Annotated in this window: 14 protein-coding genes; 3 read left to right on the top strand and 11 right to left on the bottom strand. The window is 57.0% G+C overall.

The annotated features are described in order from the left end of the window. Nucleotides 1-9: 9 nt before the first annotated feature. On the bottom strand, nucleotides 10-294 hold the full coding sequence (locus tag MOV61_RS02870) for a DUF6894 family protein (protein ID WP_247135457.1): 285 nt from the start codon (nucleotides 292-294) through the stop codon (nucleotides 10-12). Nucleotides 295-736: 442 nt separating this feature from the next. Here MOV61_RS02870 and MOV61_RS02865 point away from each other — a divergent pair, with 442 nt between their 5' ends. Then, nucleotides 737-1,498 (top strand): S9 family peptidase, encoded by a 762-nt coding sequence (locus MOV61_RS02865; protein ID WP_247135456.1) that lies wholly within the window; start codon nucleotides 737-739, stop codon nucleotides 1,496-1,498. 763 nt (nucleotides 1,499-2,261) lie between these two features. On the opposite strand, the gene MOV61_RS02860 is transcribed toward MOV61_RS02865, so the two are convergent. The 3 genes from MOV61_RS02860 to MOV61_RS02850 form a co-directional block, all read right to left on the bottom strand. After that, the gene (locus MOV61_RS02860) at nucleotides 2,262-2,903 is read right to left on the bottom strand and encodes a hypothetical protein (RefSeq protein ID WP_247135455.1); all 642 of its coding nucleotides are present in this window, start codon (nucleotides 2,901-2,903) and stop codon (nucleotides 2,262-2,264) included. Then, complete coding sequence (locus MOV61_RS02855) at nucleotides 2,896-3,249, bottom strand: hypothetical protein (RefSeq protein WP_247135454.1); 354 nt, start codon at nucleotides 3,247-3,249, stop codon at nucleotides 2,896-2,898. Before MOV61_RS02855 ends, MOV61_RS02860 begins: the two co-directional genes overlap by 8 nt. Nucleotides 3,250-3,330: 81 nt before the next feature. Beyond that, the gene (locus MOV61_RS02850) at nucleotides 3,331-3,849 is read right to left on the bottom strand and encodes a DUF805 domain-containing protein (RefSeq protein WP_247135453.1); all 519 of its coding nucleotides are present in this window, start codon (nucleotides 3,847-3,849) and stop codon (nucleotides 3,331-3,333) included. Between the two features lie 149 nt (nucleotides 3,850-3,998). On the opposite strand from MOV61_RS02850, the gene MOV61_RS02845 reads away from it, so the two are divergent. Next, a complete protein-coding gene (locus MOV61_RS02845; protein ID WP_247135452.1) occupies nucleotides 3,999-4,265 on the top strand; it encodes a helix-turn-helix domain-containing protein in 267 nt (88 codons plus the stop codon). A gap of 62 nt (nucleotides 4,266-4,327) precedes the next feature. Here the strand turns inward: MOV61_RS02845 and MOV61_RS02840 are convergent, their stop codons facing one another. Both MOV61_RS02840 and MOV61_RS02835 read right to left on the bottom strand, forming a co-directional pair. Then, nucleotides 4,328-4,735 carry a DUF3768 domain-containing protein gene (locus tag MOV61_RS02840; RefSeq protein ID WP_247135451.1) on the bottom strand — a complete coding sequence of 136 codons (408 nt, stop codon included), beginning with the start codon at nucleotides 4,733-4,735 and terminating at the stop codon, nucleotides 4,328-4,330. Between the two features lie 7 nt (nucleotides 4,736-4,742). Further along, nucleotides 4,743-5,435: a hypothetical protein gene (locus MOV61_RS02835; RefSeq protein WP_247135450.1), complete on the bottom strand. Its 693-nt coding sequence runs from the start codon at nucleotides 5,433-5,435 to the stop codon at nucleotides 4,743-4,745. A 428-nt stretch (nucleotides 5,436-5,863) separates the two neighbouring features. On the opposite strand from MOV61_RS02835, the gene MOV61_RS02830 reads away from it, so the two are divergent. Beyond that, nucleotides 5,864-6,415, top strand: coding sequence for a hypothetical protein (locus MOV61_RS02830; protein WP_247135449.1), 552 nt, complete (start codon nucleotides 5,864-5,866; stop codon nucleotides 6,413-6,415). Between the two features lie 15 nt (nucleotides 6,416-6,430). On the opposite strand, the gene MOV61_RS02825 is transcribed toward MOV61_RS02830, so the two are convergent. The 5 genes from MOV61_RS02825 to MOV61_RS02805 form a co-directional block, all read right to left on the bottom strand. After that, on the bottom strand, nucleotides 6,431-7,213 hold the full coding sequence (locus MOV61_RS02825) for a hypothetical protein (RefSeq protein WP_247135448.1): 783 nt from the start codon (nucleotides 7,211-7,213) through the stop codon (nucleotides 6,431-6,433). 336 nt (nucleotides 7,214-7,549) lie between these two features. After that, complete coding sequence (locus tag MOV61_RS02820) at nucleotides 7,550-8,470, bottom strand: hypothetical protein (protein WP_247135447.1); 921 nt, start codon at nucleotides 8,468-8,470, stop codon at nucleotides 7,550-7,552. A 1,333-nt stretch (nucleotides 8,471-9,803) separates the two neighbouring features. Continuing rightward, nucleotides 9,804-11,534, bottom strand: a complete 1,731-nt coding sequence (locus tag MOV61_RS02815; protein WP_038539613.1) for an ABC transporter substrate-binding protein — start codon at nucleotides 11,532-11,534, stop codon at nucleotides 9,804-9,806. A 74-nt stretch (nucleotides 11,535-11,608) separates the two neighbouring features. Next, a complete protein-coding gene (locus tag MOV61_RS02810; RefSeq protein ID WP_151040729.1) occupies nucleotides 11,609-11,890 on the bottom strand; it encodes a DUF2160 domain-containing protein in 282 nt (93 codons plus the stop codon). A 16-nt stretch (nucleotides 11,891-11,906) separates the two neighbouring features. Continuing rightward, complete coding sequence (locus tag MOV61_RS02805) at nucleotides 11,907-12,734, bottom strand: carbohydrate ABC transporter permease (RefSeq protein WP_247034063.1); 828 nt, start codon at nucleotides 12,732-12,734, stop codon at nucleotides 11,907-11,909. Between the last annotated feature and the right edge of the window lie 8 nt (nucleotides 12,735-12,742).

Here is a 12,742-nt window from a genome sequence, read left to right as displayed (position 1 = left end):
CGATGGAACTCAGAAAAACGTGGCAGGGATCGGCCCTGAAGGCACAGCGCTGACCGGGATGATGGCGGCAAGAGCCTCCTGCACGAACACCTCTTCGAGAGCGGTTCCGTCCGCGTCACAAATACGGACGCTCCCAAGCTTGAACTCCTCACCCCAGCGGAGGCAGTTAGCCGCAAGATCGCGAATACCTTGCACGGCTTCGGACTTCGCTAATTGAAGATCAGGATATTCGGCACCTTCCAGATCAACGATGAAGTTGTGAAGATAATTGAGGTGGAAGTAGAACCTTTGCATGGGACGCTCCTCTCCGAAGGCACGAAAACTACAAAAGAGGATGTTTGTTCCTGTCCGCTAGCGCACAAAGGAGAACAGGTGATCGGGATAGCCTGCCTGACGGCCCCAGATGGCGCCGGCGGCGGCTTGCTAGCGAGAAAGATCAGAGTCCGACGGCGACGAGCGGAGCCAAAGATCATCGAGCTCGGCGCAATCGGCATCTGCTCGCAAAGGCACAGAGCATGTGCAGCGTTTCTCGTTCGTCAACGGGCAAAAACAGAGCCGGATTGACGAGCTTCTGCCGTGGAAACACTCGCGCTTGTGGCGCAAGCGTCACCAGTAACTACTACGACCCGGCGGAAACCAAGGAAATTGCTGTCGCAAAAATCACTTGTGAATGCCTAACGTTTGCGATTGTGGTTTGTTGCACCATTGGTTGAGCCTGAAACAAGGATCACGCCGTATGGCATTGAAAATCATCCGTCGACTTATTCCGGACTGGGGAACGACCTACGGCCCACCTGGTGACGGACCCTTTCCTGCGATCATGATCTTGCATGGTTCTGAAGGGGCATTGTCTGGATGGAGCCACCGAAACGCTGTAATCCTTGCCTGCCATGGGTTCCTTGCGTTTCCCTTCGGCTACTCGAATGGTGGAAATGCCTGGAACGCAGGCGACATTATCAATGTCTCCCTTGATCGGACTGTTGACGCCCTGGCGGCGTTGCGAGCATTCCATTGTGTCGGCGAAAAGGTCGGCGTCTACGGCGCTTCCAGAGGCGCGGAACATGCCTTGCTGTTGGCCTCTCTCATGGCGCGCGACGGTGTAGATGGCTTACCCGACGCTATTGCCGCTCACAGCCCGCCTGATGTCATCTGCGGGGCTTTCAATGCCCGGAGTTGGCGGGACGCTGGCGACCCTGGTTGGCAGGCATGGGATCCCGGCAACCGAGCCTGGTCGTGGCGCGGCTCTTCGGACGAACTTCTCCCTACCACCCCCATTGAAATCGAACGCTTCGATGCCCCGCTGTTCCTGAGCCACGGCACAGCCGATCGAGTTTGGTCCGTCGATATGACGCGCCGACTTACGGCTCGGCTGCATGAGTGCGGCAGAAAACCGGAAGTCCATTTTTATGAGGGGCAAGATCACATTCCGGGAAGCGCAGCCGAGAATGAACACCACGAACACCTTGTTGCATTCTTTGAACACAGTCTGGCGACGTGACTGTCGCAGAACCTTCATGAGCTTGGACGTGTGGCGGAGATCCCAGAGGAGCCCGACACAGGCCTGCTTGATCCCTGTGCCGGGCGACGGGCAAGCGGATAGGAGAGTATCCGGCGATGCGCCCGCAGCGTGGATATGGCGGCCGGCATCCATGAGAGCAAGCTAATGCAGTGTGGCGGATTGGCGCATCTGAGGTGAGGGCGTCGCGAGAGCGTGTTCGTGGGGCGACGAACAATCTATTTGGGGACGGGGGATGTGCCCTCGCGACATCCCGAGAATGCGACAGAGGGCAATTAGTTCCGGGAGCCTCCAGCGCCCCTCAATCGTCAGGAAGTGGCGGGCACGTCAGATAGGCAATGACGGTTGCCAAGGCGAAGATGGCAGCGAAAAATAGAAAAACTAGAACATATGTACCCATGATTGATCCCCTTGTTGGGAGCTAACTCATGGTTGGTGATTTTGTTCCTATATCGTCGCGTGCTGCTTCGGTGTGGCCTATATGATCCCTATCGTCGGCGATCTACCAAAATCCTCGTGCTCGAGAGGGCGATCACCCTTTATCACTGCTCCTGCGCACAGCCTGCCAGCCGTAAGTCTCCGGCCGATGCTCCATGGAAACCAGTCCGTCTTGGTTTTGTCGCGCTCGAATCGGAGGGCGCCTCACCGTTTGCTGCCGGGTGCTCGCACCAGCGCTCGAAATGCACCGGCACGCAGGGATGGGTTATGCCTCGGTTGGCATCAGGACCGAATAGGGAGCCCAATTCTACTGCGCAAATGGCGACGTTCTGCCGTCAGTTTTACCGCCGTCGCGCCTGAAGAGATCAGCCGCTTTGCCACGAAGGTCGGCGATGCAGCCGTTGAGATTAGCGTTGACCTGATGCGTCTCGAACTGGCCCATCGGAGGAACATACCATTCCGGCTCGCTACCGGCGAACCTGACCCGGGTGCTGATGTTTGTGCGACGCGAGTCCAGCATGTAGGACAGGGCAACTTCGACACTGAAAGACTTGTCCTTCCCGACGACCTTGGGATCGGTTGAGCCAGTCAGGGATTCAGTGCTCTCCGCCGCCAGTTCGAAGCTCAGCCGTCCGGCAATGGTCATGAGATCGACGTGCGTTTTATTGCCGACCGGCAGCTCCCAATTTTCCGAATAGATCTGCAGCCAAGGCTCGATGTAATCGACGCTGGTGAGAATGTACACGAAGTTCAGGCCCCTGTTCAGCCAGGTCGTGGTTCCCAGCTTGCAATGAGGCCTGTCATCAGGATCGGCACTTTCTTTTGGGGGTAGGTGCTGCCACACGCCCCACACGTCACCGACGAAATAGGGCAGGTCTTCGCTGCGAGCACTGCCTGCCCCCGCCAGCAGGCCAATCGAGATCAGGGCGGCACGGGTGAACTTAGGCATTGTTCGCCGCCACCTTCGCCTTGCGGGCCGAACGCCACGTGAAAAAGGCACCTACAGCGAGAATAAAAGCCACCACGGCCCAAACTGTCATGTCGCTGAAGTTCCCGCTTGCACCGGCCGCTAAAGCCAGCAGCGAGGCCACAGCGAACACGACCATCGCCACCACCGGCAGGCCGAACGAAAATGCTCCGCCGACGAAGTAGAGAACACCCACCAGCATGCCGACCGCACCAGCATCGGCCGTCGCCTGCTCGCCGAGCATATGAGATGCGGTGCCCACGGTGCAGGATTGCAGGAGCACCAGCAGCCCTAAAAACATTGAAATTATTCCGATCGCGATTTTCATTGTCCCTCCAAATTCACGAATTTTTTGACTTCCAAAATTATCCGCGCGCCCTGAGTGAGCGGCAGGGCGAAGGCTGCCGCGTCAGCGAGCTACGCCATTCAAGATCTGGTTCTTCAACTGTGCGTATTCGGCGCCATCGATCGCACCCGACGCCCGCAAGGCCGCGAGTTTCTCGATACGGTCGACCACTGACCCGGTAGCGGGCTGGGGTACTGCTGTGACGGCAGCAGGGGCGGGATGCGGGTGAGGCTGAGGGGGTAGGCCGTACCGGTTCGGCCCCGGCGTCGGCGTGAAGCAGCCGATGGCGATAAAGGCGACGATCCCGATACCGGGGATCAGGCACAACAACACCAGCCACCCGCTGCTGCCGGAATCATGCAAGCGTCTGACGATAATCGCCAGCGACGGGATATAATGCCCGACTACGGCCACTGCGGAGACCAGTGGCTGCGGCTCACGGCCTCCGCTGATCATAATGTCGATGATGAAGGTCCCCACCGCGATCCCGAGGAGGACGAGGTGGTAGAACCAAAACTGAGCTCGCGTTGATCGCCCCGAGAAGTCGACGTAGCGGCGCATGGCATCAATGTAGGCGGTCATCGTGGAATTCCCTTAGATACCTTGCCTAACCGCATATGATCGACCCCCTCAGAGGCATCGGTTCGGTTGCGAGGTGAAACGTGTTGCAACGAATATGGGACTGACAGTCCGTCGATTGTCAAGCACTCAATGTGGCCTTGTGCGCCATCATGGACGCCCGCAAACTCATCGGCTGGAATCTGCGCGAGCTGCGCGTCGAGCGAGGCCTTTCTCAAGAAAGGCTTGCGCTTGAGGCGGCGATCGACCGGTCGTACGTCGGCCGAATCGAACGGGGCGAGGAGAACGTCACTATCTCGGTTCTGGAAGCTCTGGCAGCGGCCCTGGATGTCAGGGTCGGCCGTTTTTTCGCTGAGGTTGACCCGGTCCGGCCCCGACCTGCGGCAATGCGAGCAGGACGAAAACCGAGCAACACCTGACAAAAAAGAAGCCGCGAAATGATCGCGGCTTTGGGGGTCAACGTTCACTTGAAGCAGGAGGCTCAATACTCGTCCTCCCGCATGATCGTCATGACGCGCGTCGTCACAGCCTCGTCGGCTGGATCGGGTGACAGGTACTGAAGGTCGCTATCGAAATAGTCGATCTTCCAAAAGTACCCATGCCCTGCGACCAGCACGCGACCGAAGTCATGTTCGCCGTGCGGATCGTTCGCCGCATCGAAGGCATCAAACGCACGCACGGTCTGCAGCAGCTGCGCCCGCTCGTCGTCAGGGAGACTTTGAACCTCCCGCGTCAGCATCACCCGCCCGCCGCCGAATGTTTCTCTTAGCCGATCGTTGAGTTCGCTGATCAACCGAGTCCTGTCGATGTTCATCGCCGTGCGCTGCCGAAGGTTGCTGTAAGGGCCTGGACCGATATCGATCATCGGCAATATCGTGATCGTCTGCATGATTGCCTCACGCTGTCACGTGCTTGGGATGCAGCAGGGCGATGTCGGTGATGCCCCGGCTGAAATTCGGAAGATCGGGCCAATCGCGCCACTTCAGACGAAACTGGTCGTTGGCGGCCTGTTCGATCACCTCGGCCTCGAACCAGCCTTCCGATGGGGCGTCTTCTGCCAGAACCAAATCGCCGACCACGATCTTCGACCAGTCCTCAGGCTGGCGTGGTGGCACCTCGCCTTTGCTGGCCTTGGCATATCCTTCGGCTGCTGCCGCCTGTGCAGCTTCGACCCGGGCAGCGGTCGAGGCCGCGAACTCCTCATCGAAGTACCTCGCGAGCTGGTCGTAGACGCTGCGCTTGACGAACGGCACAAATGCCTTGCCGCTCTCGAAGAGTTTGCCGCGCGGCAGCTTGGCCGCGATCACGGTCAGCTCGTCGCCAGCAATATCAAGCAAGGCCATATCCATGAGGTCGGCGGCGACGGCTGCGGCATCGCCATCCTCTTCAGCGAACCAGGACGCGTGCGGCTTACCCTGATCGTCGAGGCCCACCAGGATATGTTTCGCGGTGGGGCCTTCGGCGATTCCAGTTTTCGTTTTCGGATAAGCGACTGCGGCGACTGGTTTTGCCCCGCCGAGGATCGAAACTGGCGGCAAGCTAATCTTCGAAGAACGAGCAGTCAAAGGTGCGCTGGACGAAGTGTGCAAGGGTGATCTCCTGAAAAGCAAAGAGCGCCGAAATGGCGCTCTGGTTTCAATTCATTTCAGCTCATGAACGATTGCTGATTGCGCCGCCGGGGCCTCGCCACCGACCATGCTGTTCATGCATGAAACACCGTCAGCATATAGAAATAAATCAATAAAGTCAATATCTTAAGCGACTTGACGACTGCCGGATGCCTTTCGGAGGCCACGTCGCCTGCAGAGAAGCCAGCCGAGGTCCGTAAAGTAATCGGGCGAAAGCCAATTACATTTGCAGGCCCATGATCACGCGGGGATAGCCCCTCGGAATCAACCTGCTCCGGAGCATGCCCGATGACCAGCTCGAACGAGCTGAGCATATGGGTGAACTGTACCTATACGACCCTACCGAGGGTACCCAATACCCACACCCCCAACACAACATGGATATAACGATGGCAGCTACCCAGCGTGAACTATTAGATTCCCTACATGACTGGCAAACCCAGCTCATTATGGGAGGCCATGACCCCTACATTCTAACCTTGATGTTCAATCCGATCGGTGGAGGAGAGAATGCGATCATGAAGGCGATGGTTAGAGAGACCGAACTGACCTACGCCCGATTGCTGACCCGTCTCATCAAGAAGCCGAAGGGTACTCCGGTGGAATGCATGCCGATGCTGTTCGCGTGGCCGGACTGGCCGGTCCACAAGAACGAGAAAATCAGCCTCAACGAGGCCAGTATCAACGGCGGCGCCCATATCCAAGGGCTTTTTCTGATACCCCAAGTGAACCGGGCGAAGAAAGACCTGTCGGAAATTGTGGGAGAGAAACAGGATCAGTTCGCAGGCCCGAACCACGTTCTTGCGCGGCTTCATGCTGTCCGGGTCGATCGCACCCACAAGCGGGTGCAGGACTATCTTTCGAAATTCGTGAAGCGCGGTCGGACAACCATGAGCGACCTCATCGTCCTGCCACGAACTCACACGGAGATGGACCGTTAACGAAGAACCTCGCGCCTACGGGCGCGAGGTCGCCTTATTCTTGTTCCGGAGCTTGGCCCGAGCGTCATTGAAGACCATCATCTTGCCACGAAGGCTCATCTCTGCCTTGAGCGTGACATTGGATCCGTTCTTGGCACTCAGCAGTTCCTTGGGTTCAGCCTTGAAGTGAAGTTCTGCCTGAACGATGTATTCCCCGCTGGAAGCTGCGCGAGGAGCCGCTGCAACGGTCTCAGTTGTCTTGGCGGACGCCAAGCGAGCGGCCTTCGGTGCTTGATCTTCAGCGGGCGCCTTAACCGCCAGATCGCGGGCGGCTAGCCCTTTCTTTCTCGCGGAATGTTCAGCCTGCAGCTTCTTCAAGCCACGCTTTTCTAGTTCCTTCTTCAGCGCGGATCCCGCCAACCCTTTTTCTGCGAGCGGCCCCACTGCGTTATAGTAGAAGCTCGCCTGCTTCTCTCCCCCACCGGAGGTGCCAATAGCCCATCGGAAGGCATGGCGGAGGGCATTTTTTTGATCAGTTTCCTTCGGTGGCTTGAGGTCTCCCCAGTCGGCATTTACAAGCCGCTGCCACTCTTCCGCGTTTGACTTCATGTGCATGCCGATGGCGCAGATTTCGATAATCTCGTCACGCAACTTTTCTCTATGCTTCTGACGACGCCTGCTCATCGCGCCCCGGATGCTTGCGAGGTCCGCGAAATTCGGATTATCCGATTTTTGCACCTTCTGAGTAGGCAAGGCAGGCGTGGCTCTCTCGTCCAAACGCGGCTTTGCGGCATTGATTGTCGGATGGGTTTTGTTCACGAGCGATCACCTGCGTCGTTCCGAAAGCTCTCGATAAACGCTCGGACCGATTCCACAGAATATGCCGAAATGCGCGGCCCTAGCGCTATTGGCGCTGGCGCTTTGTGCGCGCGGACCATGGCATACCAAGTCGAGCGGCTTATGGGAATCGCCTTGCCACGGCCAACAAAGTCGTCCAAGCGGAGGAAACCCTTATCGGGGAAATCTTCAGGTATGTCCCTCGAATGCAAGAGCAGTCTTTTACTCATGTTTAGACCTCTAAAGGTGCGGTTGAACACGAGCAATTAAGTGCTACAAAAAAACCGAACAATCCAGAATGCACGAAAATCATACACCCTAAGATGTTGAGAATATTTCATTTATCGCGTTTCTCTCAACTAGCGACAGGGTTGTGTCTGCAAATGGTTCGGGGGGGCAAGAAGGCGCCCGCTTTTGGACGGTGATGAAGGCGTTCTGGTCATAGTTGTCAGAAAGAAAGGTAAGCGCGTACGAAGTTCGTGAGAGCCAAGGCTTCACCCAATACGCTGTGGAGTTGGGAACCATGCGTCCGGACAATAAATCTTTTAGCAGTGTACTCTCATCAGATGTCTCTGTGTGCGCGGCGGCATAAAGATACGGGGCTGACACTTCAAACTGCCCCCAGCTCACCTTTAGCTGGCTTTCTTCATAGGGGACGAAATTTCGCGCTGTGTAACAGCTGGTATGGTAATCCCAAATCCTCCGGATTACCGTGTTTGCCCGTTGAAGGCTGCCCTTAAGTAAAGCCGGACGCCGTTCATAGACGAAGCGGTAGATGCGCATCACTTCTACGACGTTACTAGGCCCCCTTTTCGTAGCTACAATTTTCTGACGTATCCTGCGAGCGCTCTCGCTACTGTACGACGCCTTCAATCCGCCCACGCCATAATACAACTCGGATATGAATTCCTGCCCTAAGCGAACATAGCGGGCCTCGAAGTCTCGGCTTTTTACGGCCCGCTTTTCAGCCCATTGCTCGGCCCGCATGACTTCTTGCATCACGGCAGCCGTAGTAACCATTTGCCTAAATTTCGTATCGTGCGGGCGAAGCGTCCATGCAAGTAAGGTGGCGAGGAGTGTGTCCTTGTAACCGCGAAACGACGGGCGAGGATCCAGAATGATGTCGGCTGCCCGCTTCGGGGAAAACCTCAGCCAAAAGTGCTCGTTGAAGTCACCTTCGATGTACGGAAATTTCGGGCCAGTACCGGTAGTGCCTTCATCGGCCACCGGGTCGGCCACGGTTGATTCCGCAGAACTACCCTGATCCATTAGCGCTCCATCCTTTTCAGCAGGTGGCCCATTCCTTCGACAAGTCCAGCGTGCTTTCAAAATATGGGCAAGACCCAGCCCGAATCTTTTGCGAACCAAAGCATCGATCCCGCGGGTCAATCCTGAAAGTGTCGCGAACCGCGGGGGAGACTAGCACTTCATTCATTGTAAAACTTTCTAAGAGGTCGTGGTCAGCGAGAGAAAGCGACAGTTGCGAGCGAGAACGACCGATAACGTAAGTAGATTACTGCGGTATGATCGACGGTACATTATGCAACATAGAAAATAATATCATTAATAACAGTGTGATAGGCGGTCATTTAGATTCCCTTCACCCGCTCCAACTCACTCTTCCTGCGATGTAGACCAAGGTTGGACGCCTGTCGCGCCTTCTCTGCCCCACCCACAGGGACGGCATCGAGTAAACTGGGAAGAAACGCCGCCGTTCGAAGAGAAATAAAGAACAAAAGCGACCACCAAGGTTTGCCATCTTGACGACGAGAATGTACGCGCATAAGTAGCAGAATGACGACGATGCAGGGTTCTATGACAATTGCGGCGCATTCCGTAGCGACGGGAGTCTCGAAATTAAATTAGCGATTATGCGCTTTTACATTTCGATTGTGCAAGGAGCCTATTCCAGTGAGGCGACATCTTTACCTCGTGGTCCTTATCTTTGTCGGCATCGTCATACCATCCGCCTGGGCAGAGATGAGCGATATGAGGGGGATGATTGCCCCTCCTGATCCGTCCGGTTGCAAGGATGTAGATGGAATGCTTCTGACAACTCTTCGAGATGAGCAGCAAGGAAAACCAATTTATATCACAACCACGCTAAGATGCGGTGAGAGCTATTTTATATTGCTGAAACGGAAGATAGCGGGGAACGGACGCGATTCTACTTGGAAGGTAGTGGACCAAGCCACTGTATCAAAATTGAAGCGCGGATATAGAATATTTCCGCCAATAATCTGCGCGTCGGATAATTTTCCGAGCTATCCCACGACGGCGGTGGGTAAGTTTGTCAAACAACCCGATAATTCCTTCGAATCAAGAAATATTACTGACGCCTGGCGATTTGACTTGGATAACGAGAGAATCGAGCCAATCCCTTTGTCGGGTGTCCTTTGCTCTGTTGATGCGGTTGATTAAAACGCTGTTTACTTAGCCGAACAGCGTTCCGGAAGGAGCGGTTGGGAAATACGCGGTGGCAGGCACCTTATCTTGGCTCCTCGGGAGCAGTGGCTAGCGGAGACTTTGCAGTCGGTGGTCGCCGGGCGCCTTGAGCGCCCGGCGAACCGGCTTACTTCTTGGTGTCAGCCCAGCTCTTTACGAGTTCGTCGTAGTTGACGGTAACGGGCTTTTCCTTCTCGGCTGCGATCTTGAGCTGCGGAGCGAGGTTGCCTTTCGCGGCGGCATCCTTGTTCCAGTATGCGAGATCGTGTTCCTCGGCGAGCTTCGGGCCGATGTCGCCCTGGACCTTGGCGCGCTCCAGGCGCTGCAGGACCTTTTCCTGCTCGGAGCAAAGCGAGTCCATGGCCGCCTGGGCGGTCTTGGCACCCGAGGACGCATCACCGATTGCCTGCCACCAGAGCTGCGCGAGCTTCGGATAGTCAGGCACGTTCGTGCCGGTCGGCGACCACTGGACGCGGGCCGGTGAACGGTAGAACTCGATCAGACCACCGAGTTTAGGCGCACGATCCGTAAAGCTCTTGTGGCGGATGGTGCTCTCGCGGATCAATGTCAGACCGACATGGCTCTTCTTGACGTCCACCGTCTTCGAGGTGACGAACTGGGCATAGAGCCAGGCCGCCTTGGCGCGGTTGGTGGGCGTGGACTTCATCAGCGTCCAGGAGCCGACGTCCTGATAGCCGAGCTTCATGCCGTCCTTCCAGTAGACCCCGTGCGGAGACGGTGCGAAACGCCATTTTGGCGTGCCGTCCTGGTTCATGACAGGCAGGCCTGCCTTCACCATGTCGGCGGTGAAGGCCGTGTACATGAACATCTGCTGGGCAATCTCGCCCTGAGCCGGCACCGGTCCGGATTCCGAGAACGTCATGCCCTGGGCGGCGGCGGGGGCATAGGCCTTCAGCCAGTCGAGGTATTTCTGGATGGAGTAGACGGCCGCAGGGCCATTCGTATCGCCGCCGCGCGCGACGCAGGAGCCGACCGGACGGGATTTCTCGTCGACCTTGATGCCCCATTCGTCGACGGGCAGGCCGTTCGGCAGGCCTTTGTCGCCGTTGCCCGCCATGGACAGCCACGCATCGGTGAAGCGCCATCCGAGCGAGGGGTCCTTCTTGCCGTAGTCCATGTGACCATAGACCTTCTTGCCTCCGACCTCGCGGCCGGTGAAGAAGGCGGCGATGTCCTCATAGGCGGACCAGTTCACCGGAACACCGAGATCGTAGCCGTATTTCGCCTTGAAATCGGCCTTGTTCTTTTCGTCGTTGAACCAGTCGTAGCGGAACCAGTAGAGGTTCGCGAACTGCTGGTCCGGCAGCTGGTAGAGTTTCTTGTCCGGCGCCGTGGTGAACTTGAGGCCGATGAAGTCCTCAAGATCGAGGCCGGGATTGGTGACGTCCTTGCCTTCTCCCGCCATCCAGTCGGTGAGCGAGCGGGCTTGCTGATAACGCCAATGCGTGCCGATCAGGTCGGAGTCGTTGACATAGGCGTCGTAGATGTTCTCGCCCGACTGCATCTGCGTCTGCAGCTTTTCGACGACGTCGCCTTCGCCGATCAGGTCGTGGCTGACCTTGATGCCGGTGATTGCGGCAAAGGCTTGCGCCAGAACCTTCGATTCATACTCGTGCGTCGTCAGGGTTTCGGAAACGACCTTGATGTCCATGCCGGCAAAAGGTTTCGCCGCATCGATGAACCACTGCATTTCCTTTTCTTGTTCGGCACGGGAAAGCGTCGAGAGTTCGCCGACTTCTTTGTCCAGGAATTGCTTTGCCTCATCCATGCCGGCATAGGCGGAACCGGTCAGAGCCAGCAGCATTGCCGCTGTCGTTGTCATAAGATGCCGTCGCATTTTATCCTCCCAGAGTTTTGCGATTGCAATTTCCGTATCGGGCGGCGGTTTTCCCGCCACCTTTTCAGCTTGCCTTAAACGAAGCGGAAGACGCCGATGGCGTAGACCACTGCAAGGGCAAGAGCCCACCACAGGTTGGGGCCAATCAGCCCCAGCCATGCAAGATGAATGAATGCCGCGCCGAGCAGCGAGATGAAGAGCCGATCTCCCCGCGTCGTCTCGAAACGCAGGATGCCGATCCTGGGCGAACCGCCCGGCGCAAAATATTCCCAGATGCTCATGCCGACGAGCAGGGCGAGGATCGTCAGAAAGAACAGCGCCGTGGGAAGCGTCCAGGCCATCCATGAAAAGTTCATGCGTGGTTCCTCCTTGTCAGACCCGCCCGAGGGCAAAGCCCTTGGCGATGTAGTTGCGGACGAAATAGATGACGAGGGCGCCAGGAACGATCGTCAGCACGCCGGCCGCTGCCAGCACGCCCCAGTCCATGCCGGAGGCAGAAACGGTGCGCGTCATGATGGCGGAAATGGGCTTGGCGGCAGTCGTCGTCAGCGTCCGGGCGAGCAGCAGTTCCACCCAGGAAAACATGAAGCAGAAGAAGGCGGCGACCCCGATGCCCGAGGCGATCAGCGGCATGAAGATCTTCACGAAGAACCGCGGGAACGAATAGCCGTCGATATAGGCGGTCTCGTCGATTTCCTTCGGTACGCCCGACATGAAACCTTCCAGGATCCAGACGGCAAGCGGCACGTTGAACAGGCAATGGGCGAGGGCGACCGCGATATGCGTGTCGATGAGACCGAAGGCGGAATAGAGCTGGAAGAAGGGTAGGGCGAAGACGGCGGGCGGCGCCATGCGGTTGGTGAGCAGCCAGAAGAACAGATGTTTGTCGCCGAGGAACCTATAGCGCGAAAACGCATAGGCAGCCGGCAAAGCCGCCAGCACCGAAATCAAGGTGTTCAGCACCACATAGATGATGGAATTGATATAGCCGTTGTACCAGGAAGGATCGGTGAAGATCACCATGTAGTTCCTGAGCGTCGGGTTCTGCGGCCAGAGCGAGAATGCACCGGTGATCTCGGCATTCTCCTTGAAGCTCATGTTGACGAGCCAGTAGATCGGCAGGAGCAGGAAGATGATGTAGATCGTCGAGACCAGCCAGGAGAAATTGCCTGCAGGCTTGTATTTGATTGTCTTTGCCATGGTTTTCC

The organism is Neorhizobium sp. BETTINA12A (genome assembly GCF_023006485.1).
Classification (GTDB): Bacteria; Pseudomonadota; Alphaproteobacteria; order Rhizobiales; family Rhizobiaceae; genus Neorhizobium.
This window is presented reverse-complemented; position numbering and strand designations above follow the sequence as displayed.